This is a genomic window from Hymenobacter sp. B81 (assembly GCF_044628455.1).
Classification (GTDB): domain Bacteria; phylum Bacteroidota; class Bacteroidia; order Cytophagales; family Hymenobacteraceae; genus Solirubrum.
Genome location: NZ_JBIYZW010000001.1, coordinates 2,174,183 through 2,197,760, shown reverse-complemented (window position 1 = coordinate 2,197,760; position 23,578 = coordinate 2,174,183). Strand labels below are relative to the sequence as shown.

Annotated in this window: 23 protein-coding genes; 18 read left to right on the top strand and 5 right to left on the bottom strand. The window is 63.5% G+C overall.

Going from position 1 to position 23,578, the window contains the following annotated elements; genetic code table 11:
* The first annotated feature begins 8 nt into the window (after positions 1–8).
* Positions 9–872, top strand: coding sequence for a carbohydrate deacetylase (locus ACE191_RS09730; protein ID WP_400192008.1), 864 nt, complete (start codon positions 9–11; stop codon positions 870–872).
* Positions 856–1,812, top strand: a complete 957-nt coding sequence (locus tag ACE191_RS09725; protein ID WP_400192007.1) for a GNAT family N-acetyltransferase — start codon at positions 856–858, stop codon at positions 1,810–1,812. Before ACE191_RS09730 ends, ACE191_RS09725 begins: the two co-directional genes overlap by 17 nt.
* Before the next feature lie 24 nt (positions 1,813–1,836).
* On the opposite strand, the gene ACE191_RS09720 is transcribed toward ACE191_RS09725, so the two are convergent.
* A complete protein-coding gene (locus ACE191_RS09720) occupies positions 1,837–3,246 on the bottom strand; it encodes a hypothetical protein (protein ID WP_400192006.1) in 1,410 nt (469 codons plus the stop codon).
* Positions 3,247–3,255: 9 nt separating this feature from the next.
* The gene (locus tag ACE191_RS09715) at positions 3,256–4,518 is read right to left on the bottom strand and encodes a tol-pal system protein YbgF (RefSeq protein ID WP_400192005.1); all 1,263 of its coding nucleotides are present in this window, start codon (positions 4,516–4,518) and stop codon (positions 3,256–3,258) included.
* Positions 4,519–4,627: 109 nt separating this feature from the next.
* Between ACE191_RS09715 and ACE191_RS09710 the strand changes: the two genes are divergently transcribed.
* The 6 genes from ACE191_RS09710 to obgE all read left to right on the top strand — a co-directional run bounded on the left by ACE191_RS09710 (position 4,628) and on the right by obgE (position 12,063).
* The gene (locus ACE191_RS09710) at positions 4,628–5,542 is read left to right on the top strand and encodes a M20/M25/M40 family metallo-hydrolase (protein ID WP_400192004.1); all 915 of its coding nucleotides are present in this window, start codon (positions 4,628–4,630) and stop codon (positions 5,540–5,542) included.
* Positions 5,543–5,699: 157 nt separating this feature from the next.
* Entirely contained in the window at positions 5,700–6,890 is a 1,191-nt protein-coding gene (locus tag ACE191_RS09705; protein ID WP_400192003.1) for an acyltransferase family protein, read from the top strand.
* A 133-nt stretch (positions 6,891–7,023) separates the two neighbouring features.
* On the top strand, positions 7,024–9,285 hold the full coding sequence (locus tag ACE191_RS09700; RefSeq protein WP_400192002.1) for a sodium-translocating pyrophosphatase: 2,262 nt from the start codon (positions 7,024–7,026) through the stop codon (positions 9,283–9,285).
* Between the two features lie 186 nt (positions 9,286–9,471).
* On the top strand, positions 9,472–10,011 hold the full coding sequence (gene hpt / locus ACE191_RS09695; RefSeq protein ID WP_400192001.1) for a hypoxanthine phosphoribosyltransferase: 540 nt from the start codon (positions 9,472–9,474) through the stop codon (positions 10,009–10,011).
* An 86-nt stretch (positions 10,012–10,097) separates the two neighbouring features.
* Positions 10,098–10,721, top strand: a complete 624-nt coding sequence (locus ACE191_RS09690; protein ID WP_400192000.1) for an adenylate kinase — start codon at positions 10,098–10,100, stop codon at positions 10,719–10,721.
* Positions 10,722–10,944: 223 nt separating this feature from the next.
* Entirely contained in the window at positions 10,945–12,063 is a 1,119-nt protein-coding gene (obgE, locus tag ACE191_RS09685; RefSeq protein ID WP_400191999.1) for a GTPase ObgE, read from the top strand.
* Here obgE and ACE191_RS09680 read toward each other — a convergent pair.
* A complete protein-coding gene (locus ACE191_RS09680) occupies positions 12,060–12,548 on the bottom strand; it encodes a hypothetical protein (RefSeq protein WP_400191998.1) in 489 nt (162 codons plus the stop codon). The two genes, obgE and ACE191_RS09680, sit on opposite strands and share 4 nt — an antisense overlap.
* Positions 12,549–12,830: 282 nt before the next feature.
* Between ACE191_RS09680 and ACE191_RS09675 the strand changes: the two genes are divergently transcribed.
* From ACE191_RS09675 to ACE191_RS09635, 9 genes are all read left to right on the top strand, one after another.
* The gene (locus ACE191_RS09675) at positions 12,831–13,412 is read left to right on the top strand and encodes a nucleotide exchange factor GrpE (protein ID WP_400191997.1); all 582 of its coding nucleotides are present in this window, start codon (positions 12,831–12,833) and stop codon (positions 13,410–13,412) included.
* Positions 13,413–13,532: 120 nt separating this feature from the next.
* The gene (gene dnaJ / locus ACE191_RS09670) at positions 13,533–14,681 is read left to right on the top strand and encodes a molecular chaperone DnaJ (protein WP_400191996.1); all 1,149 of its coding nucleotides are present in this window, start codon (positions 13,533–13,535) and stop codon (positions 14,679–14,681) included.
* 234 nt (positions 14,682–14,915) lie between these two features.
* Complete coding sequence (locus tag ACE191_RS09665; protein WP_400191995.1) at positions 14,916–15,866, top strand: ABC transporter ATP-binding protein; 951 nt, start codon at positions 14,916–14,918, stop codon at positions 15,864–15,866.
* Between the two features lie 48 nt (positions 15,867–15,914).
* Entirely contained in the window at positions 15,915–17,252 is a 1,338-nt protein-coding gene (locus tag ACE191_RS09660; protein ID WP_400191994.1) for an ABC transporter permease, read from the top strand.
* 95 nt (positions 17,253–17,347) lie between these two features.
* Complete coding sequence (locus ACE191_RS09655; protein WP_400191993.1) at positions 17,348–17,818, top strand: hypothetical protein; 471 nt, start codon at positions 17,348–17,350, stop codon at positions 17,816–17,818.
* 29 nt (positions 17,819–17,847) lie between these two features.
* Positions 17,848–18,732 (top strand): ChaN family lipoprotein, encoded by an 885-nt coding sequence (locus ACE191_RS09650; protein ID WP_400191992.1) that lies wholly within the window; start codon positions 17,848–17,850, stop codon positions 18,730–18,732.
* Between the two features lie 41 nt (positions 18,733–18,773).
* The gene (locus ACE191_RS09645; RefSeq protein ID WP_400191991.1) at positions 18,774–19,406 is read left to right on the top strand and encodes a hypothetical protein; all 633 of its coding nucleotides are present in this window, start codon (positions 18,774–18,776) and stop codon (positions 19,404–19,406) included.
* 118 nt (positions 19,407–19,524) lie between these two features.
* Positions 19,525–20,250 (top strand): YqjF family protein, encoded by a 726-nt coding sequence (locus ACE191_RS09640; protein WP_400191990.1) that lies wholly within the window; start codon positions 19,525–19,527, stop codon positions 20,248–20,250.
* A 94-nt stretch (positions 20,251–20,344) separates the two neighbouring features.
* Entirely contained in the window at positions 20,345–21,001 is a 657-nt protein-coding gene (locus ACE191_RS09635) for an intradiol ring-cleavage dioxygenase (RefSeq protein WP_400191989.1), read from the top strand.
* A 98-nt stretch (positions 21,002–21,099) separates the two neighbouring features.
* Here the strand turns inward: ACE191_RS09635 and ACE191_RS09630 are convergent, their stop codons facing one another.
* Positions 21,100–21,456 carry a HesB/IscA family protein gene (locus ACE191_RS09630; RefSeq protein ID WP_400191988.1) on the bottom strand — a complete coding sequence of 119 codons (357 nt, stop codon included), beginning with the start codon at positions 21,454–21,456 and terminating at the stop codon, positions 21,100–21,102.
* 202 nt (positions 21,457–21,658) lie between these two features.
* Here ACE191_RS09630 and ACE191_RS09625 point away from each other — a divergent pair, with 202 nt between their 5' ends.
* Positions 21,659–22,192, top strand: coding sequence for a hypothetical protein (locus ACE191_RS09625; protein ID WP_400191987.1), 534 nt, complete (start codon positions 21,659–21,661; stop codon positions 22,190–22,192).
* 152 nt (positions 22,193–22,344) lie between these two features.
* Here the strand turns inward: ACE191_RS09625 and bshA are convergent, their stop codons facing one another.
* Positions 22,345–23,484: an N-acetyl-alpha-D-glucosaminyl L-malate synthase BshA gene (gene bshA, locus ACE191_RS09620; protein ID WP_400191986.1), complete on the bottom strand. Its 1,140-nt coding sequence runs from the start codon at positions 23,482–23,484 to the stop codon at positions 22,345–22,347.
* Between the last annotated feature and the right edge of the window lie 94 nt (positions 23,485–23,578).

Here is a 23,578-nt window from a genome sequence, read left to right as displayed (position 1 = left end):
CCCCGGGAATGCAACGACAGGTTATCATCAACGCCGACGACTTCGGCCTCAGTACCTCGGTCAACCGCGCCATCATCGACGCCTACCGGGCCGGCAACCTTACCAGCACCACCATGATGGTGAACATGCCCGGCACCGCAGAAGGCGCCCGGCTGGCGGCCGAAAACCCGGGGCTGGCCATCGGGCTGCACTTTTGCCTCACCGAGGGCCGCCCGCTCACCGCCGCGCCCTCGCTCACCGACGCCGACGGCAACTTTCTGGAACGCGGGGCCCTGCTCAAGCGTGCCCTGCGCGGACAAGTAAAAGAAGCCGAGGTGCGGGCCGAGTTTGAGGCCCAGCTGGCCAAGCTGGAGGGCCTGGGCATCCGGCCCACCCACACCGACTCGCACCAGCACACCCACATGCTGCCAGCGGTGTTCCGCGCCATTGCGCCGGTGCTCAACGCCCGCCGCCTGCCCGTGCGCCTGGCCATTCCGCACAAGCCCGGCCTGGGTTTGCTGCTGCGCTGGCCGCTGAAGTTCGTGCGCCAGACCATCCTGTACCGCAGCAGCCAGCGCTTCAAGCGCCAAGTGCAGACGCGCACCAACGATGTGCTGGTGTCGGTGCACGATTTGACCACGCCGCCCGCGGGCTACTCGGCCGACACCCTGCGCGAGCTGGTGCATCAGGCCCCGGCCGATGCCCGGGTGGTGGAGCTGATGGTGCACCCCTACGTGCCCGGTGCCGACATCGACGCGCTGTACCCCCACGACCTGGCCCAGCGCCAGCCGTTTTTCGAGAAGTGCTACGCCGAGCACCGCATTCTGAGCGGGCCGGCCCTGTTTGCCCACGACCCCCACGTAACCCTGACCACCTATGGCTCAGCTTCCTGACGATATCACCATCACCCGCGCCACTCCCGCCGACCTGGCCGACGTGGTAGAGCTCAACCGCACCGAAAACGACGACGACCGGATGACCACCGGCTACCTCGACTGGTGGTACTTCAACAACCCGTTCAACTCGTTTTCCTTTTTCCTGGCCCGCTACCAGGGCAAGGGCGCGGGCATGTGCACCTCCAACGATGCCATTTTCCGCATCAACGGCAAGCCCTGGAAGTCGGGCTTCATTCAGAAGGTGCTCACCTCGAACGCCGTGCGCGGCAAGGGTTTGTTCGGCAAGCTTTACGTGAAGACCGACACCGACTTCATGGAGCGCGGCGGCGACTGTTTCCTGGCTTTCCCCAATGAGGTAGCCAAGCCCATTTACCTGGCCAAGTACAACTACAGCCACGGCATCTACCCCGACCTGACGCTGCTCTTCACCAACCCGGCCCACCTGCTGGCCGGCAGCAGCTACGAGGTAACCACCCGGTTGGACGAGGCTTTCTTCCAGGCCGGCACCTTCCAGTTCGACAACGCCATGATCAAGGACCGCAAATTCCTGCAGTGGCGCTACCTCACGTTCCAGTCGCCGCACTACAAGTACGTGACGCTGGCCGTGCAGCGGGCCGGCAAGCTGGTGGGCTACGTGTTCCTGAAGAAAATCAAGAAGAAGGGCTTGCCGGTGCACGTGCTCATGGACGTGGCCTTCCACGCCGAAGCCGACCTGGCCTACCTCATCAAGCAGGCCCGCATCTACGCGGCCAAGGATCTGTCGGTGGGGGTGCTGTACATGGGCAACCCGCTCATCGACGGGGCCACGCGCGGGGTGCTGCGCAAGTTCTGGCCCAACCAGTTCGACTTTCTGGTGAAGGGCAAAAACCAGGGCGAGACGGACGAGCTGGCCAAGGTGAAGTTCAACTTCTTCTTCGGCGACCTGGACTTCGTGTAGCCCCGCTCTGCCCCACCGGGTGCTTTACGCCGCCCCAGCCAGCTGCGGACGCCGCGCCGGGCTGGGGCGGCGCTTTTTAGCGGCGGCCAGCATCTTGCGGCGGGTGAAGTCGTCCTGCAGCACGAACATGGCCGTGACGTAGAACGGCCACATGGGCACCCGGTAGCGCACCAGGTTGCCGAAGTTGCCCGAAGTAATGGCCGTGCCGATGGCAAACAGCACCGAGAACACCACGCTGAACAAGACCAGCGGCGTGCTGCCGATGCGGCCGAAGGTTTTGAAAATCCCGGTACGCCAGAACATGCGCAGCGTCAGGAAAGTAATCCAGAGCACCTCGGCCGCCGAGAGCAGCATCACGGGGTTGCGCACTTCCCACAGAAAGGGCCTAAACAGCCCGATGACCAAGGCCTTGGGTGCCAGCTTGGGAATGTCCTGGGGGCCGGTGAAGTTGTCGATGTGGTAGCCCGAGTTGCCCTGGCCCCGGCCCTTGCCGGCCTCGTTCTGGCTGATTTCGTTGTGGTAGGTCGAGGCTACCTTGGCGCGGTCCTCGATGTTGTCGAAGTCGTAGTTCTTGTTGCCCTCGGCCAGCATCTGGCTGGCCAGCAGCCCGGCTACCGCGCCCACGCCCAGCAGAAACGGCAGCAGCAGCGCCCGCACGAAGCCCGACTGGATTTTGGCGCTCTGCTGAATGGCTACCCACACCATTACGGGCGGCAGGAAGCTGATGAGGATGTAGATCTTCACCGACTTGAGCACGTAGCCCGCTACCAGCAGCGCCACGATGGCGGCCAGGGGCTTGCTGCGCCCCACCATCAGGTGGTAGAAGCCGTAGAACAGCCAGCCCAGCGCGCCGATGCACAAAGAGTCCTTGGCAATGCCCGAGCCCCAGAAGAACACCGAGGGCACGAAGAACACCGCAATGGCCAGCTGCTTGTAGAGGTGCGGGTAGAGGCGCAGGAAGGCCATGTACAAGGCCCAAACCCCGCTGAAGCTCACGAAGGCAAACATCAGCGCCACCACCGTGTAGGTGTGGAAGCAGAAGATGGAAAACAGCCCGCACATCTTCACGATGAAGTACTCGGTTTCCGACTCGAACCAGTGCATGCGGGCCACGTAGCGGGCCATGTCGGGCGTGTAGGTGCCGTCGTTGGCCAGTAGCAGCTTGATGGCTACCGCCGGGTTGTCGCCGAAGGCGTCGTAGATGGCCTTGCTTTCGTTGAAATAGTTGAGCGTATCGCCGCCGCCGTAGTAGAACTGGTAAATCAGCCCCAGCGAAATGGCGCCGATGAACTTGACGGTGAGGGCCGGAATAAAGTAGCGCTTGGTAAGGGCGTTGGTGAAGCGCGGCCGCAGCATGAAGGCCAGCCCGTAGAACAACCCCAGGTACACCGGGGTCAAAAACAGGTCGGTCAGCGCCATTCCTCCAATATCCATACCCTTGGGCTAACCGCGTTTGTGTTTTTTCAGGTAAGCCTTGGCCTCCCGGTACTGCTCGCTCTTGTGGTCGGCCTTGTCGCGCACCACCGTGTAGTAGCGCAGGGCCGTTTTCAGGTCCTTGTCCTTGTCGGCCAGGCGGGCCAGGTTCAGGTTGGCGTACAAGTAAAAGCCGCCGGAAGTTTCGTTGGTGCTTTCGGCAAACACGATGCAGCGCTGGTAGTACTCCTTGGCTTTGGGCAGGTCCTTGTACTTGTTCTGCATCAGCCAGCCCAGAAAGTAGGTAGCGTAGCGGCCGCTGATGGCCTCGTAGCCGGGGTAGCCGCGGTTAAGCTTGTCGAGAATGTCGCGGCTGGCCCGCTCGCACTCGCGGAATTCGCCCTCGTTGAAGCTCAGCAGGGCGTAGAAGCGCTGGAAGTAGCCGTTGTCGGGGTAGCGCGTGGCCAGGTAGCGCGCAATGGGCATCGACGCGGCCGGGTTGTTTTCCTCGTTGTTGAGGATGCGCATCAGAAATACCTTGGCCTCGGGCCCCACGTAAATGCCGTTGTCGGCCACGTGCTTGAGCTGCTGCAGGCCCAGCTGCTTGTTGCCCTTGGGAAAGAGCAGCAGCACGGGCTTGAGGATCTTGTAGTGCTCGGGAATCCAGACGGCGTAATAGTTGAACAAGGCCTGGCCGAACAAAAACTCGGGGCTCAGACCGTTGGCTTCGTTGCTGATTTCCACGTACTTCAACGCCCGCTTGGCGCTGACGGTGGCCTTGGGCCAGTTGCCCCGCTCGGCGTGCAGGCGGCCGCTGAAGCCGTAGGCGGCGGCCAGGAAAAAGCAGGCCTCGTAGTTTTTCTCGTCGCGGTCGTAGAGGGTTTCGGCCTTGGTAATGGCCGTGTCCATGTAGGCCAGAAACACCCGGTCGTACTGCTTGGTCTGCACGTTGGTGGGCACGATTTTCCACCACTGGCTCAAACCCATCAGGAAGTAGGGCATGGGGTGGTTGGGGTAGCGCCGCCGCAGGGAGCGGAATTGCTTTTCGGCCTTGTCGTACTTGAAGTTGTAGAGGTTGTGCACGGCCCCGTCCAGCTCCAGCTGAATGTCCTTGTCCAGCAGCAGCCAGCCGGAGTAGTCCACCGCGCCGGGCACCACGTCCACGGTGTCGAGCTGAATGTTGCGCACGGGGGCCGACCTGCGGGTCGTGTCGGGCTGCTGGGCCCGGGCGGGCAGCAGGGCCAGGCCCCACAGCAGCCCCGATAACAGGAAATAGCGCAGATTCGGATGCATGCAGCAGGTAATAGCGAACGGAAAGCGGGGAAGGTGGCGGCGCTCCGTAAGCAAACGGAACAGCGAAAATAGGATATTTAAGCCGGAATGAACCCTTTACCCCTCGTGCATGGAACTCCTGGAAGCCTTGTGCCGGCTGCCCGCGCCCTCGGGCAGCGAAGCCCCGCTGACCGCTTTTTTGCTTGAATACATCGAACAACACGCGCCCGGCTGGCGGGTGCAGCCCCGGGTGCTGGCGGGGGAAGAGTTCCAGGATTGCATCATACTCTGTTTCGGGCAGCCGCGCACGGCGGTATTCGCCCACATCGATTCCATTGGCTTTACGGTGCGCTACGGCCGGCAGCTGGTGCGCATTGGCGGCCCCGATGCCGAGCCCGGCTACCGGCTGGTGGGCCAGGATTCGCAGGGCGCCATCGAGTGCACGCTTACCGTAGACGAGCAAACCGGGGCTTTGGGTTATGAGTTCACCCGCGACATCGAGCGCGGCACCCCGCTCACCTTCGCCTGCGACTTCCGCCAGACCGACACCACCGTGCAAAGCTGCTACCTCGACAACCGCCTGGGCGTGTGGACGGCCCTGCGCCTGTGCGAAACGCTGGAGCACGGCCTGGTGGTATTCAGCTGCTACGAGGAGCACGGCGGTGGCACGGTCAAGTTTCTGGCCAAGCACATCTACGAAACCTACGGCGTGCACCAGGCCCTGGTGTGCGACATCACCTGGGTAACCGAGGGCGTACACGCCGGGCAGGGCTGCGCCATTTCCCTGCGCGACTCCCTGATTCCGCGCCGCAGCTACGTGGAGCGCATTCGCCGCATTGCCCGCGAGTCGGGCATTGCGCACCAGCTGGAGGTGGAGGGCAGCGGCGGCTCCGACGGCAAGGAGCTGCAGCACGGCGCCCAGCCCTGGGACTGGTGCTTCGTGGGCGCCCCGGAGGATAACGTGCACACCCCCGACGAGCTGGTGCACAAGGCCGACATCGACAGCATGCTGCGCCTTTACCAGGTGCTGATGCGGGAGCTGTAGCCCAGATGATCAGCGGCTGACGCGGCAGAACTTCGGAACCGGCGGCCGGGTTCATGGCCGGTGGCGGCGGGCGCCCGGAAAGTAGCGGCCGGCCGGGGTAGCAGCTCTGCGCCGGGGCCGCTACCTTTGCGGGTCGGTTTTCTTCCCCTGAATTGCTTTGAATCATACTTCTACCGCTACCCCGGTTTCGACTCCGGCGCCGGCCCGCAGCCTCTCGTACCAGGAGCTGGATATACTGCACTCGCTCCGCGGCTTCTGCGCGTTTTACGTGGTCATCTTCCACGCCAAGTTTCTGCTGTGGTCGGGCGGGCAGCAGTACCTGCAGGCCTTTCCGCGCACCCAGTGGGGCAGCACCGACTACGCCAGCTTCGCCCTCGACATGTTCAGCGCGGCGGGCTACGAGATGGTGATTTTCTTTTTCGTGCTGTCGGGCTTCTTCATTCGCTACGCCCAGCTGCGCAAGCACCGGGCCGCCGGCGCCTTCTACCTCAACCGCATCGTGCGCATTTACCCGCCCTTCCTGGTGTCGCTGGTGCTGGCCGCGGCGGTGCTCACGGTGGTGGCCACGCAGGTGCCGCAGGTGCTCAACCCCGGCCTGGGCCGCGAGCTGAACGCCACGCTGGCCGAGGCCTGGCAGGAGCTGCGCGCCTTCGATGCCGGGGGACTGGTGCGCGCGCTGCTGTTTCTGAAGCTGGGCCTGCATTACCTGGGCGACAACGTGGTGTACTGGTCGCTGCTGCCCGAGGCGCTGTTCTACCTACTGATTCCCGTGGCCTTCCGCTACGTGCGCTGGTACTACCTGCTCTCGGCGGCGCTATTTGGGGTGGGTTTGGTGCTGAGCTGGCGCGGGGTGCCGCAAAACGACCTGCTGCGCTTTGCCTTGAGCTACAACGTGTACTTCGCCCTGGGCGTGGGCCTCTACGACGTGGTGGTGCGCACCGACTGGGTGGAGCGGGTGCGACGCATTCCGCGCTTCATCACCCTGCCGGGCCTGGGCGGCATGCTGCTGGCGCTGGTCGGCCTCTCGCTGCTGAAGTGGACGGTAGCCGCCACGGTGCTGTCGGGCGTGCTGGCGGTGCTGGCGGTGCTGGTGCTGCTGGCCGGGCACGTGTCGCGCCAGAACCTGCTGGTGCGCGGGCTGCACAAGCTGGGATTGTTCAGCTTCTCGCTGTACCTCTACCACTACCCGCTGCTGCTGCTGTGCTACGCTGCCCTGGTGAAGTTCACCGGCAAGCTGTTCATCTACGAGCGGGTGTACTGGCTGGCCGTGCCGCTGGTCACGCTGGTTTGCTACGGGCTCTACTGGATTACCGAGCGCGTGTCAGTCAACTACTTCCGCAAGGTGTAGGGCGGAAAGAAGCCGGAGTTGAAGAAAAAAGTTGGGCTTGGACTTAAAACGTCTATTTTTCAAGCGCCAACCCTGGTCCGCTCCGCAGTGAGCGGCTTCATCCTCCCTTCTTACCAACCCTTAACACCGCTTTATGACCATTCTTTACCTCGCACCCGGCCTCGGCGTGCTGGCGCTGATTTACACGGCGCTGCGCTCGGGCTGGGTAGCCCGGCAGGACGCCGGCGACGAACGCATGCGCACCATTGCCGGCTACATCGCCGATGGCGCCATTGCCTTCCTGAAAGCCGAGTACCGCGTACTTACCCTGTTTGCCATCATTGCCAGCGCCTTTCTGGGCTTCCTGAGCTACGATAACGACCGTTCGCACCCCATCATCATCGGGGCCTTCCTGCTCGGGGCCGTGTTTTCGGCCCTGGCCGGCTACATCGGGATGAAGATTGCCACCAAGGCCAACGTGCGCACCGCCCAGGCGGCCCGCACCAGCCTGTCGCAGGCCCTGAAGGTGTCCTTTGCCGGTGGCTCGGTGATGGGCATGGGCGTAGCCGGCCTCGCCGTGCTGGGCCTCGGCGGCCTGTTCATTGCCTTCTACTACATGTTCGTGAACGGCGCCTCGGCCAACGGCCCCGAAATGGAGCGGGCCCTGGAGGTGCTCACCGGCTTTTCGCTCGGCGCCGAAAGCATTGCCCTGTTTGCCCGCGTGGGCGGGGGCATCTACACCAAGGCCGCCGACGTGGGGGCCGACCTCGTGGGCAAGGTAGAAGCCGGCATTCCCGAGGACGACCCCCGCAACCCCGCCACCATTGCCGACAACGTGGGCGACAACGTGGGCGACGTGGCCGGCATGGGCGCCGACTTATTTGGCTCGTACGTGGCCACGATTCTGGCTACCATGGTGCTGGGGCGCGAGGTGGTGGCCGCCGGCGACCAGTACAACGGCATGTCGCCCATCGTGCTGCCCATGGTCATTGCCGGTTTGGGCATCGTTTTCTCGCTTATCGGCATTCTGTTCGTGCGGGTGAAGGAGGGCGGCGACGTGCAGGCGGCCCTTAACCGGGGCAACTGGATTTCGGTGATTCTCACGGCCGCCGCGTCGTGGTTCGTCATTCACTACATCCTGCCCACCGGTACCATGAGCATGGGCCGCCTTGGCTCCACGCCCTTCACCGCCACCGACGTGTTCTGGGCCGTGTTCGTGGGTTTGATCGTGGGGGCGCTGATGAGCATCATCACCGAGTACTACACCGCCATGGGCAAGCGCCCGGTGATGAGCATCGTGCAGCAAAGCTCCACCGGCCACGCCACCACCGTCATTGGCGGCCTGGCCGTGGGCATGGAGTCCACGGTGCTGCCCATTTTGGTGCTGGCCGCGGGCATCGTGCTCAGCTACGAGTGCGCCGGCCTCTACGGCGTGGCCATTGCCGCCGCCGGCATGATGGCCACCACCGCCATGCAGCTGGCCATCGACGCCTTCGGCCCCATTGCTGACAACGCCGGCGGCATCGCCGAAATGAGCGAGTTGCCCAAGGAAGTGCGCGAGCGGACCGACATCCTCGACGCCGTGGGCAACACCACCGCCGCCACCGGCAAGGGCTTCGCCATTGCCTCGGCCGCCCTCACCTCCCTGGCCCTGTTTGCCGCCTTCATGGGCACGGCCGGCATTTCAGCCATCGACATCAGCAACGCCCGCGTGCTGGCCGGCCTGTTCATCGGAGCCATGATTCCGTTTATTTTCTCGGCCCTGGCTATTTCGGCCGTGGGCCGGGCGGCCATGAGCATGGTGCAGGAAGTACGCCGGCAGTTCCGCGAAATTCCGGGCATCATGGAAGGCACCGGCCGGCCCGAGTATGAGAAGTGCGTGGCCATTTCAACCCAGGCCGCGCTGCGCGAAATGCTGCTGCCCGGCGCCATTGCCCTCATCACGCCCATTATCATCGGCTACGCCTTCGGTCCCGAGGTGCTGGGCGGCACGCTGGCCGGCGTTACGGTGTCGGGCGTGCTGATGGCCATGTTCCAGAGCAACGCCGGCGGCGCCTGGGACAACGCCAAGAAGTCGTTTGAGAAAGGCGTGCTGGTGAACGGCAAGATGGAGTTCAAGGGCTCCGATGCCCACAAGGCTTCGGTAACCGGCGACACTGTGGGTGACCCGTTCAAGGACACCTCGGGCCCCTCCATGAACATCCTCATCAAGCTCATGAGCATTGTTTCCCTGGTTATTGCCCCGCACATTGCCGTCGATGGTCCGGCCCCCGTACGCGGCGTAGCCCCGCGTCCGCTCAAGCCCGCCGTCGAGCACCTGGTGCAGCCCGTAGCCCAGCCCCAGGTGCGCTACGCCGAGCTGGCCCCCGCCGCCTCCCGCGTGGTGCTGACCTCGCTGCTCAAGCGCGCCGAATAGAGCCCTGAGGGGCCGTTGGTTGCGGGTGGAGCCCCGGCGGGAAGCTGGGGCTCCACTGTTTTTGTCGGGGCCAAACCGGGCGGTCCGGGTGCCGGCGCCCGGGCTGAAAGCGGGGTAGGGGCCGGGCCGCTCGGTTTTGGTTCGTACCTTCGCCGCACTTTTCGCCCAGGTCCCTAACCCGCTGGCATGCCGCAAGCCTCTATTTCGCTGCACAACAAGGCCTTCGCGCCGTATCTGCCCGAAGCCCGGCTCACCGACGCGGTGCGCGCCGTGGCGGCCCGCCTCAACCAGGATTACGCCGACCAGGTGCCGCTGTTCGTGGCCGTGCTCAACGGCTCGTTTATGTTCGCTGCCGACCTGCTGAAGGAAATAACCGTGCCCTGCGAAGTGACCTTTATCCGCGTGGCCTCGTACGAGGGCACCGGCTCGACGGGGCAGGTCAAGGAAATTCTGGGTTTGCAGGAAGACGTGCGCGGCCGCCACCTGGTCATCCTCGAAGACATCGTGGACACCGGCCACACCATGCAGGCCCTGCTGGCGCAGCTGCGGGCGCTGGAGCCGGCCTCGGTGGAAGTCGCCACCCTGCTCATCAAGCCCGACTGCCTGCAGCACCCGCTGCACGTCAAGTACCAGGGCTTGGCCATTCCCAACGACTTCGTGGTGGGCTACGGCCTCGACTACGACGGGCTAGGCCGCAACTACCGCGACCTGTACCGGGCCGTATAAGGGCCAAAACCCGCCCGGCGGCTGGCCGCAATTCCGTAACTTACTCTCGCTCCTTCTCTCACCTCTCCCCGCTACCACTTCCGATCATGCTCAATATCGTGTTGTTTGGCCCCCCCGGCGCCGGCAAAGGAACCCAAAGCCAGAAGCTGATTCAGCGCTACGGTCTGGTACACCTCTCCACCGGCGACCTGCTCCGCTCGCAGATTGCCCAGGGCACCGAGCTGGGCCTGACGGCCAAGAAACTCATGGACGCCGGCGAACTGGTGCCCGACGCCGTGGTCATTGGCATGATTGAAAGCCAGCTGGCCAGCAACACCCAGGCTGCGGGCTTCATCTTCGACGGCTTTCCGCGCACCATTCCCCAGGCCGAAGCCCTCGACGCGCTGCTGCAGCGCTACGACACCGGCATTTCGTGCATGGTGGCGCTGGAAGTAACCGAGGACGAGCTGGTGAAGCGCCTGCTCGAGCGCGGCAAAACCTCGGGCCGCCCCGACGACCAGAACGAGGAGCTGATTCGCCGCCGCGTAGTGGAGTACAACACCAAAACCGCGCAGGTGGCCTCGTACTACGCCGAGCAGGACAAGTTCCACGCCATTCCCGGCATCGGCGCCATCGACGACATCTTCTCGCAGCTCTGCGGCCTGATCGACTCGCACCAGCCGGCCACCGTTACCGACGGCGGGCAGGCTGCCAACGAGGTAAAGGCGTAACTTTGCCGGGCTGCTCCGGCAGCGCCTGACAACTTCTGTCATCCTGAGCGTGAGCGAAGGACCTTATCAGACCGGAACGACGTTCTTCAACTCGTTCCAGCCGGGTACGGTCGCTTGCCCCGCTCAGGATGACGGCTTTTTTCACGACACGCCAACCGAGAATCAGGAAGGGCTGAGGCTACCTCAATTCCTACTACCTAATTCTTAATTCGTAATTAAAAAATTGGCTTCCAACAACTTCATCGACTACGTTAAAATCTGCTGCCGCTCCGGTCGGGGCGGGGCGGGTTCGGCCCACATGTTCCGCTCCAAGGGCCGGCCGCTGGGCGGGCCCGACGGCGGCGACGGCGGCCGGGGCGGCCACATCATCCTGCGCGGCAACAAGCAGCTCTGGACGCTGCTGCACCTGCAGTACAAAAAGCACGTCATTGCCGGCCACGGCGTGCCCGGCAGCGGCGGCCTCTGCACCGGCGCCGAGGGCGAGGACGTGATTCTCGACGTGCCGCTGGGCACCATTGCCCGCGACGCCGAAACCGGGGAAATCCGCGCCGAAATCACCGAAGACGGTCAGGAAATCATCCTGACGCCCGGCGGCCGTGGTGGCTGGGGCAACGACCACTTTAAAACCAGCACCAACCAGGCGCCCACCTACGCCCAACCCGGCGAGCCGGGCCAGGAGGTGTGGAACGTGTTGGAACTGAAGCTGCTGGCCGACGTGGGTCTGGTAGGTTTCCCCAACGCGGGCAAGAGCACCCTGCTGTCGGTAGTGTCGGCCGCCACGCCCAAAATTGCCGACTACGCCTTCACTACCCTGGTGCCCAACCTGGGCGTGGTGGGCTACCGCGACTACCAAAGCTTCGTGATGGCCGACATCCCGGGCATCATCGAGGGCGCCGCCGAAGGCAAGGGCCTGGGGCTACGCTTCCTCAAGCACATCGAGCGCAACGCCACCCTGCTGTTCATGATTGCCGCCGACTCGCCCGACATTGCCGCCGAGTACCAGGTGTTGCTGAGCGAGCTGGCGCAGTTCAACCCCGATTTGCTGGACAAGCGCCGGGTGCTGGCCATTACCAAGGCCGACATGCTGGACGAGGAGCTGGAAGCCGAAATCCGCGCCACGCTGCCCGCCGACGTGCCGCACGTGTTCATCTCCAGCATCACCCAGAAAAACATGCAGCAGCTGAAGGATCTGCTCTGGCAGCAGATTCAGGAGGCCCGCCGCGAAGACCCTAAGCCTTTGCGTCACAGCATCTGGACGCCGAAACGAGCCGACAACGCAAACGAATTCGACGACGAAGACACGTTCGACGACGAAGATTCGCCGGAAACCCAGCGGGATTAGGCAGCTGGGTGCAGCTGTCGGTAAAGCAGCTGCGCGGCGGCTTCGAGCAAGGGCAGATCGGTCGTGCGCTCCTGGCAGCGCTGCATGTCGTAGTGGCAAAGGGTCCCAAAGGCCTTGCCCGCCGCGTCGCGGATGAGGACGCCGCAGTAGGATACCACCGGCGTCTCAATAATTCCCTTCACCCGCGCATCGGTGGTGGCATCGTTGATTTCCAGCGGCGCCTGCTGTCGGCCCACCAACGAGCAGTAGGTGGCCTGCATCGGAGCATCGGCTCCTTTCAGTTGCTCGGGCTGGTAGCGGTCAAACAAAGCTTCGTTGCGCAGCACGTCGCCGTCGAAGCGGAAGACGCCGGTGTAGCGGTGCGGCGTGCGGCCGTTCAGGAATTGCAGGGCCGCATGCACGCCCCGGGTGTGCAGAATACTGGCAAACGCCTGAATTTCGGGTTGCTGAGAATCGGCGGCCGATTGGGGAGAAATTCTGGTCATGGAAAAACATCTGGCTGGTACCGCGGCCCAAGGAGCGCATCCAGTCTGTGCGCAAAGAAATAACAGGTGTGGCGGCTGCAAGGTAGTACCATGCTGCTTGCCAGCTGTCGGCCGCTTGGCGTGGCGCAGTGGCTGAAGCAAACTGCCGCCTCGTCCGAACCATTTGGGCCGACCGCGCGGTTTCCGTGCCACTATGTCACGCATCGGGGCTTTGGCAAACTCCTTGTCCGGGGCCCTTTACCTAGTAGAACATCCATCTGCCTGAAATACTTGACCTAAGGAATGGCTGACGCAACGTTTCCGAACCCCGACGAGCTGCAGAACGAAGCTGCCGCTCCCGCCAGTGCCGACCACGTAGCCGGCGAAATGATGGAAGAGCCGGCTGGCCAGCCGGCCGATGGCGGTGCCCCTAAAGCCGAAGCTACCCGTACCGACCAGGAAGTGAGCGAACTGAAAGACAAGTACCTGCGCCTGGCGGCCGAGTTTGAGAACTACAAGCGCCGCACCACCAAGGAGCGCGCCGAGCTGTTCAAGACCGCCAACCAGGAGCTGATGACCGTGCTGCTGCCCGTGCTCGACGACTTTGACCGCGCCCGCCAGCACACCCAGACGACCGACGACGCCAACGTGGTGCGCGAGAGCATCGACATCATTCACGGCAAGCTGCAGAAAGCCCTGCAGCAGAAGGGCCTGCAGCCCATGAACGCCCAGGGCGGCGCCTTCGACCCCGACCTGCACGAGGCCATCACCCAGATTCCGGCGCCGAGCGAGGAGCTGAAGGGCAAGGTGGTCGATGAGATTGAGAAAGGCTACTACCTGGGCGACAAGGTGATTCGCCACGCTAAGGTGGTGCTGGGCCAGTAAATTTTTTGGTAGTAAGTATTGGGTATCAGGTAACAGGACCAGTGTCAGGCCGCTTCGGCTGCCTGGCTGCCTTACCGACTACCAACTACCCAATACCATTTACCTGATACCGACAACGTCATGTCGACCAAGCGAGATTATTACGAAATTCTGGGCGTAGCCAAAAACGCGTCGGGCGACGAAATCAAGAAGGCCTACCGCAAGGTGGCCATCAAGTTTCACCCCGACAAAAACCCCGACGACCCCACGGCGGAAGACAAGTTCAAGGAAGCTGCCGAGGCCTACGAGGTACTGAGCGACGAGCAGAAGCGCGCCCGCTACGACCGGTTTGGTCACCAGGGCGTGGGCGGCGCCGGCGGCAACGGCCACGGCCCGAGCATGGAAGACATCTTCTCGCAGTTCGGCGACATCTTCGGTGGCGGCGGGGGCTTCGAGAGCTTCTTCGGCGGGGGCGGCCAGCGCGGCGGCCGCCGCGTGCGCAAGGGCTCCAACCTGCGCATCAAGCTCAAGCTCGATCTGGAGGAAGTGGCCAACGGCGTCGAGAAAAAGATCAAGGTGAAGCGCTACACGGCCTGCAACGGCTGCCAGGGCACCGGCGCCAAAAACGGCACCGAACTCAAGGACTGCGGCACCTGCCACGGCCAGGGGCAGGTGAAGCGCGTGGTGCAAACCATGCTGGGCCAGATGGTGAGCAGCTCGACCTGCCCCACCTGCCACGGCGAAGGCAAAATCGTGAGCCAGAAGTGCGACGTGTGCCACGGCGAAGGCCGGCAGCTGGCCGAGGAAATCATCCCCATCAACATTCCCGCCGGCGTAGCCGAGGGCATGCAGCTCTCGATGAGCGGCAAGGGCAACTTCCCCGAGCGCGGCGGCGTGCCCGGCGACCTGCTCATTCAGATTGAGGAAGAGCCCCACGAATTCCTCAAGCGCGATGGTAACAACGTAGTGCTCGACCAGTACATCTCCATCATCGACGCGGCCCTGGGCGCCAGCATCGAGGTGCCCACCATCGAGGGCAAGGTGAAGGTGAAGATTGACCCGGGTACCCAGGCCGGCAAAATCCTGCGCCTGCGCGGCAAGGGCATTCCCGACCTGAACGGCTACGGCAAGGGCGACCAGCTCATTCACGTGAACGTGTGGACACCCAAGAACGTGACCGGAGAGGAGCGCGCCGCCCTCGAGAAGCTGCGCTACTCGCCCAACTTCACGCCCAGCCCCGGCAAAAACGAAAAGGGCTTCTTCGAGAAAGTAAAGGAATACTTTCAGTAAGCCCGGATGGCCGCGGATTGCGCGGACAGCTTATAAAGCCCGCTCCAGCTGCTGGAGCGGGCTTTTTTGCGTCGGGTGAGCACGGGCAGCCGCCCATCAGCGGCGGCAGTTGGGAGCCGGTTTTGGGCCGTTGGGGCCGGGAAAGCTACCGTTGGTAGAAGATTGGCCGCGGCGATATGCGCCGCCCGGTGCAACCTTTCTACCTTGGCGGAGCAATCAACCTCCTCAACTGCCGTGAAACCCATTCTTCAGGCCATCGACGTACGCAAGCAGTACGCCAGCCACACCGCCCTCGACGGAGTGAGCATCGATATTCCCGAGGGCTCCATCTTCGGGCTGCTCGGGCCCAACGGCGCGGGCAAAACCTCCCTGATCCGCATCATCACCCAGATTACCGGCGCCGACGCGGGCGAAATCCGCTTCCGCGGCGAGCGGCTCAACCCCTCGCACATCGGCCAGATCGGCTACCTGCCCGAGGAGCGCGGGCTCTACAAAAAGATGAAGGTGGGCGAGCAGCTGCTGTACCTGGCCCAGCTCAAGGGCCTCTCCAAAGCCGAGGCGCGGGAGAAAATCAAGTACTGGCTCGACCGCTTCGACATCAAGAGCTGGGTAGACAAGAACGTGGAGGACCTCTCCAAGGGCATGCAGCAGAAGGTGCAGTTTGTGGCCACCGTGGTGCACGACCCCAGGCTGCTGATCCTGGACGAGCCGTTTTCGGGCTTCGACCCCATCAATGCCAACCTGCTTAAGGACGAGATTCTGGCTTTGCGCGAGCAGGGCGTGAGCATCATCTTCTCGACCCATCGCATGGAGTCAGTGGAAGAGCTCTGCGACCATATTGCCCTGATCAACCGCTCGAAAAAGGTGCTCGACGGACCGGTGCGGCAGGTGCGCGACGCCTACCGCTCCCAAACCTACGAGGTGGAGGGCCGGGGCCGGCTGCTGGTGATGCACCCCGATTTTGAGGTGCTCGAGCACAAGGAGCGCGAAAACGGCCACTTCTACGACCGCATCCGCATTGTGCACGGCACGCCCAACGATTTGCTGCGCTACCTCATCGGGGCCGGCAACGTGGAGGTGCACGCCTTCCGCGAGAAGGTGCCCAGCATCAACGAAATCTTTATCCGGCGCGTGCGCGAAACCCAGCCCGACTACGTGCCCGAAACCGACTCCGTCCTGGCCTAACCCGGCCCCTCCCGACCACCGAAAAACTGCCCCTGGCAACTTCTACCCATGTCTAAAACCTGGCTTATTGCCCAGCGCGAATACCTCTCGCGGGTGCGCAAAAAGAGTTTCATCATCATGTCGCTGATTGGGCCGCTGCTCACGGTGGGGTTGTTTGCCGTGCCCGTGCTCATCGCCAAAATGTCGGACAGCGGCAAGGTGGTGGCCATTGCCGATGCCGGCGGGCTGTTTGCCGATAAGCTGCCCGAGGCCAAGGACGACATCAGCTTCACCCGCGTGTCGCCCGACCTGGCCACGGCTAAAAACGAGTTCAACAAAGCCAAGTACGACGCGCTGCTCTTCGTGCCCAAGATGAGCATGGCCGACCCGGGTGCCGTGCAAGTGTTTTCGCGCAAGGGCCTGGGCATGTCGCTGGAAAACGACATCCGCCGGGCCGTCAACAAGGAAATCGAGAACCAGCGCCTGCGCCAGGCCGGCCTCGACCGCAGCGTGCTCGACAACCTGAAGGCCGACGTGGATTTGCAGACCATCAGCCTGAGCGAGGACGGGGAGAAAAGCTCCAGTACCGGCGTGAGCACCGGTATTGCCTACTTCGCGGGCTTCCTGATTTACATCTTCATCTTTATCTACGGCGTGCAGATCATGCGCGGGGTGATGGAGGAGAAAACCAACCGCATCGTGGAGGTGATGATTTCCTCGGTCAAGCCCTTCGAGCTGATGATGGGCAAGGTGCTGGGCATTGCCGGCGTGGGCTTCACGCAGCTGGCGCTGTGGGTACTGCTCTCCATGGGCATCAGCTCGGTAATGGCCGGCTCGGTGGCCCCGGCCCAGGTGGCCCAAGACCGCGTGAACCGTACTACCGCCGTGGCCGCTCCCACCACGCCCGAGCAGAAGGAAGGCGCCAAAAAAGACAACATGGTGGCCAAGATGATGCAGGCCGTGGACAACGCCGACCTGAACGTGCCGCTGCTGGTGGGCTGCTTCCTGTTCTACTTTCTGGGTGGCTACCTGTTCTACGGCGCCTTGTTTGGGGCCATCGGCTCGGCCGTCGACAGCGAAACCGACACCCAGCAGTTTATGATGCCCGTGACCATGCCGCTGGTACTAACCTTTGTCGTGTCGCAGGCCATCCTGACCACCAACCCCAACGGGCAGGTGGCGTTCTGGATGTCGATTTTCCCGTTGACTTCGCCCATTGCCATGATGATGCGCCTGCCCTTCGGGGGAGTGCCCGCGTGGCAGCTAGCCTTGTCGATGGCCCTGCTGATTGCCGGGTTCGTGGGCGCTATCTGGATTGCCGGCCGCATCTACCGCGTGGGCATTCTGATGTACGGCAAGAAAGTAACCTACGGCGAGCTGTCGAAGTGGCTGTTCTACAAGGGCTAAGCCTGACGCCGACTGCCGTTAAGAAAGCCTCTTCCTGCCGGGAGGAGGCTTTTTTGCTGCCCGCCCGGCTGCCGATAAAGCCGTACTTTGGCCCCATGAACCTCCTGCCGCGACTACCGCTGCTGCTGTGCTGCCTGACGTTGAGCTTGGTCGGCTGCGACGACGACGCGCTTAGCCCCGCCGAAACCCCGGTGACCCTGCGCGTGTCGGGGGCCAACCTCAAGCAGCTGGGCGCCGAGCTGCGCTACGCCACCACCTACCAGTTTCAGCAGCGCGCCAATCCCGGCCCCACGGCCCGCGTGAGCTTCGACAGCCTGGCCAGCCAGACCTACGACCTGGGCCGGCTCGGCCCCGCCGACCGCGTGGTAGCCTCCATTGCCTTCCGCCGCGTAACCTGCAGCGACACGCTGCTGCCCGCGCCCAACACCGTGCTGCGGCTGGAGCTGCTCATCAACAACGTGGTGGTGCAGCAAGCCGAGCTGAACGCGGCCTCCCGCCCCCGCATTGCCTGCGCGCCCTACTGGCAGCAGACTCTGAGCGCCGAAGGCCCGGCCTTCAGCCAGTAACAACCCGTGCCGCTGCCAAACCCCTGCCCATGATGCGTATGCTGCTCGCCCTGCTGCTCGCGGTCCTGCCCGCGCTGGCCGCCGCTGCCCCCGCCGACGATTTGCCGGCCTACCGGCTGTTTACGGCCGAAGGCAAGCCGGTGAGCTTCCCAAAGATGCTCAGCGAGTTGGCCAAGGCCGAGGTGGTGCTCTTTGGCGAGCAGCACAACGACCCCATTGCCCACTGGCTGGTGCGGCAGGTAGCCCGCGAGCTGGCCCGGCGCCGGGCCGGACAGCTGGTGCTGGGCCTGGAAATGTTTGAGCGCGACGTGCAGCCGCTGGTAGAGCAGTACAACGTGGGCGAGCTGGACGAGCAGGCCTTCGAGGCCGGCAGCCGCCCCTGGCCCAACTATGCCACCGATTACAAGCCCCTGCTGCAGCTGGCCCGGCAGCAGAAGCTGCGCGTGGTGGGCACCAACGTGCCGCGCCGATACGCCCAGCAGGTGGCCAAGGGTGGCCTAGCGGTGCTCGACGCGCTGCCCGCCGCCGAAAAAGCCTGGCTGGCCCCGCTGCCCATCACGGTGGATTACGCCCTGCCCGGCTACCAGAACATGCGGAAGATGTTCGGCGGCGACGCCTCCCACGCTGCCGGGGTGGAAAACATCATCCAGGCCCAGGCACTCAAGGACGCCACCATGGCCTACTTCATCCGCCAAAGCCGCCAGCCCGGCCAGCTGCTGCTGCACCTGAACGGCGCTTACCACTCCGACCACCACGACGGCATCGGGTGGTACCTGCGCCAGGCCGAGCCCCAGTTGCGCATTCGCACCATCAGCACCGTCACGCAGGAGCAGTTGGGCAAGCTCGAGCCGGAAAACCGGGGCAAGGGCGACTTCGTGCTGGTGGTGCCGGCCGACATGACCAAGACCTACTAAGCCTGCGTTTAGGGCCGAAGAATCCCCTAACCCGTATTGCCATGATTTCGACCCGCAACTTTTCGGCCCTGCCCGACGCGGCTGCCCTGCAGCGCCTGTGCAAATCCCTGGCCGTGCTCGACGCCATTAACTCGCCTGATTGGGAATACCGCTACTATTCCTACAACCCCCAGTGGGGCGAGGGCGAAACGCTGTTTGAGATGCGCGACGGCGAAGGCGACCAGATGCTGGTGCTGTTCCGGGCCGAGGGCTGCTGCATCAGCGGCTACCTGCACGAGTACGAGCAGCCCGACAAAACCCAGGTAACCCGCGGCCTGCCCGCCGCCTTCGACGAGTTCATGTTCGGCGAGCCGGTCAACTCCATCGGCACCACGTTCTGCCTCTGGTACACGCCCGCCCACGGCTGGCAAACCGGGCTGCCCGCCGCGGAGGATGGCTCGGACGAGCTGCTGTTCATCTTCGACGGCCAGCCCGAGACCTACACGGACTGGGCCAACGAGTACTTCGTGGAAGACAGCGGCCGCAAGCTCATCGACGGCGAGGCCGTGGCCGCCATCTACCGGGGCGAAGCCGTAACGAAACCCCTGGTGCGGGCCATAACCGACGAGCTGGACGACTGGGGCCAGCTGGCTACCGACCTGCAGGAAATCGGCTACCCGTACCAGTTGGCGTAGGAAATGCCGCGTGACCTGCAGCAGGACAACAAAAGAATCCGTGGTAACAGGAAGAGTAGTTTCAACTAAGGTCAGGCCGTAAAAGCTGCGGCTGGCAGCCACTCAATTTTACTTTCCCATGCCCACCACCTTCCTCACCGCCGAGTGGCGCAACCTGCTCATGGCCAACTACGCCGTGGACCCTGCCATCCTGCGGCCGTACCTGCCCTACGGCACCGAGCTGGACGACTGGCAGGGCACGCACTACGTGAGTATGGTGGGGTTTCTGTTTGAACATACGCGAGTGCGTGGCTTCAGCGTGCCCTGGCACCGGCACTTCGAGGAAGTGAACCTACGTTTCTACGTGCGCCACCGCGACCCCACGCACGGCTGGCGGCGGGGCGTGGTATTCGTGAAGGAAATTGTGCCGCGGGCCATGATTGCGGCGGTGGCCAACACCTTCTACGGCGAGAAGTACTTGGCGCTGCCCATGCGGCATCGATGGCAAATGGATGGGGCTGGACCCGGGGAAATGGAGTACGGCTGGCGGATTGATGGCGAGTGGAACCACCTGCGGGCCGCCGTTGAATCCGTGGCGGTGCCCATTGCCGCGGGCAGCGAAGCCGAGTTCATCACCGAGCACTATTGGGGCTACACCCGTCTGGGCGAGCGGCGCACGGGGCAGTACGAAGTGGTGCACCCGCGCTGGAACGCTCACCAAGTGCTCGACTACCAGCTGCACTGCCGCGTGGCCCGGCTCTACGGCGAAGTCTTCGTGGAGCCGCTGCGCGAAGCGCCCAGGTCTGTGTTCATGGCCAACGGCTCGGCGGTGAAGGTGATGGGCGGGGAGCGAATCGGGTACTAAAAGCCCGGCCATTGAGGCAGTCAGGGCAGAAAATAGCCCACGCAAAGCCGTAACTTATGCGTGCCGGCGGCGCTGCTCGTGGCCGGCGGTGGCCATGAAAAACCGACTAGCCTCCCTCGTTTTCCTTCCGTTGCTAAGTGGGCTGCTCACGGGCAGCGGCTGCGGCGAAACCAGCTCCCAACCCGCGGGTCGGGCCGAGCACCCTACCAGGCAAGACGCCTGCGATAGCCCCGACGCGCCCATTGGCTGCTGCTTCGCCCGGGTTCCGGCCGCGCTGACCGCCACCCTCATTCTGGGCCAGCCCGGGGAGCCCGGCGAGCCGCTGCTGATTTCGGGCACGCTGTTGCGGGCCGATGGCCGAACTCCCTACCCGGGCGTGCTGCTGTATGCCTACCAAACCGACCACACCGGGCACTACACCAAAAAGGGCGACGAAACCGGGGTGCAGAAATGGCACGGGCACCTGCACGGCTGGGCCCGGTCCGACGCGCAGGGCCGTTATGCTATCCGCTCCACCCGGCCCGCACCCTACCCCAGCCGCACCATGCCGGCCCACATTCACGCTGCCATTAAGGAGCCGGGCAACCAAGCGCCGTACTACATCAGCGACTTTGTTTTCCAGGACGACCCGCTCGTTTCGGCGCAGTATCTGGCTACCGTACCGGCCATCGGGGGAACCGGGGTGGTAGCGCTGCGGCGCACTGTCGATGGCGGGTGGGCTGGCCGCCGCGACATCGTGCTCAAACAATAGGCTTGGGCATCGGCAGGCGAAACCAGGCATCAAAGCGAGAAAAAGCCCCGGCAGCGCGAACTGCCGGGGCTTTTAGTATGCTGAAAACTGAGCCGGTACTACGCCGAGAACGACGAGCCGCAGCCGCAGGTGCTCTTGGCCTGGGGGTTGTTGAACACGAAGCCGCGGGCGTTCAGGCCGTCCTGGAAGTCGACTTCCATGCCCAGCACGTACATCGCGTGCTTTTTGTCCATCACCAGCAGCACGCCGTCGAGCTCGTAGGTTTCGTCCTGCTCCTTGGGCTTGTCGAAGCCCAGCAGGTAGCTCAGGCCCGAGCAGCCGCCGCCCTGCACGCCAATGCGCAGGCCGTACTCGGTGGGGACTTTTTTCTCGACGAGGATATTCTTTACCTCCGCCAACGCCCGCGGAGTGAGCGTGATGGGAGCAATTTTAGCGGGAGCAGTGGCAGTGGCCATGGTCAAAGGAAGTTGCGTAGCGTCAGGAAGAAAAGGCGTTGCCGCCGGTGGGGCAAAGATACGTCCCGGGCGGAATTTGCCCGCGACATTGCTTTAACAGCGACCCTGGGCGCGGGGTTCACCGTAGTATATTTGCCCGCCCCCGGGCATCCCCGTTTTTTCGTTTCACCCCCGCCAGCCTGGCCTGGCGCCTTCCGCCTATATGGATAGCACGCTTCTGTTCGACCTGCTGAAAATTATCCTGCCCGCGCTCATCGTGGCCGCCACTACCTACTACCTCATCCAGCAGTTCCTGGACAAAGAGCAGCAGCGCCGCCTCATCGAGCTGAAGCTGGAAAACAGCAAAACCACGCTGCCGCTGCGCCTGCAGGCCCTGGAGCGCATCGCCCTGCTGCTGGAGCGCATCACGCCCAACAACCTGATGGTGCGTCTGAGCTCGGCCGGGCAGACCGCGCCCGAGTACCACCGCCTGCTGATGCAGGAAATCCGGGCCGAGTACGAGCACAACCTCTCGCAGCAGCTCTACATGAGCCCCGACACCTGGAACCAGGTCAAGTCGGCCAAGGAAAACATCCTGACCATGATCAACAAGGCCTACCACACCCTGCCTAACCAGCAGCAGGCCCGCGGCACCGAGCTGGCCAAGAAAGTGCTCGAAACCCTGATCAACGAGGAAACCGACCCCACCGCCACGGCGCTGCTGGCCGTGAAGCGCGAAGCTGCTGGGCTGTTCTAGGGTTTGGTTATTGGTTACTCGTTGTTGGTTGTTCGTTTTTTGTAGGCGGCTTCACGGCGGCCTTCCCAAAACAAGAGCCCGGTCGAATATTCGACCGGGCTCTTGCTGTAAACAAGCCTTTGGCGTTCCAGGCACCAAAAACCAACCACCACCTACACTGCCGCCAGCACCACGTCGATAGCGCGCTGGTAGCAGGCTTCGTAGCGGGGCACGATGTGGTCGACGGCAAACTCCTCGGCGCGGGCACGGGCCGCGGCTTTGAAGCGGGGCAGGTTTTCGTCGGCCAGCACGTAGAGGGCGTTTTTTACCATGTCATCAACGGCGCCCACCTCGCTCACCATGCCGGTCTGGCCGTGCAGGTTCAGCTCGGGAATGCCGCCGGCGTTGGTGCTGATGACGGGCACTTCGCAGGCCATGGCCTCAAGGGCCGCCAAACCGAAGCTTTCCTTTTCCGAGGGCATCAAAAACAGGTCCGACACGCTCAGCACTTCCTCCACCGCTTCGAGCTTGCCCAGGAAGCGCACGTCGTGGCTGGAGAGGTTTAGCTCGCGGCACAGCTTCTCGATGCGCGGGCGGTCGGGGCCGTCGCCCACCAGCAGCAGCTTGGCGGGCATCTGCTGGCGCACGCCATCGAAGATGTGCACCACGTCGTCGACGCGCTTGACGGAGCGGAAGTTGGAGGTGTGAATCAGCAGCTTCTCGCCCTCGGGGGCAATGGCGGTGCGGAAGTGCTCCTTGGCCTGCTTGCGGAACCGCTCGAGGTTGATGAAGTTGGGAATGACCTCAATGTCCTTCTCGATGGCAAAGTAGCGGTAGGTTTCCTCCTTCAGATCGGCCGACACCGAGGTAACGGCGTCGCTCTGGTTGATGCTGAAGGTAACCACCGGCTCGTAGCTCGCATCCTTGCCCACCAGGGTAATGTCGGTGCCGTGCAGGGTGGTGATGACGGGAATGCTGATGCCCTTGGTGCGCAGAATCTGCTTGGCCATGTAGGCCGCCGAGGCGTGCGGAATGGCGTAGTGCACGTGCAGCACGTCGAGCTTCTCGTTCTGCACGATGTCGACCATCTTCGAGGCCAGCGCCAGCTCGTAAGGCGGAAACTGGAACAGCGGATAGGGCGGAATGTAAACCTCGTGGTAGAACAGGTTCTCGTTGAAGAAGTCGAGGCGCACCGGCTGGCTGTAGGTGATGAAGTGCACCCGGTGGCCCTTCTGGGCCAGGGCCTTACCCAGCTCGGTGGCTACAACGCCGGAGCCGCCGAAGGTGGGGTAACAGACAATGCCGATGTTCATAGGGGTGGGGCGGCGGGAGAGGGAAGGGGTGGTTTGCAGCCTAACAGCGCAAGGGGCGGCAAGTTGGGGAAAGCCGGAGAAATACTGCAAGAAT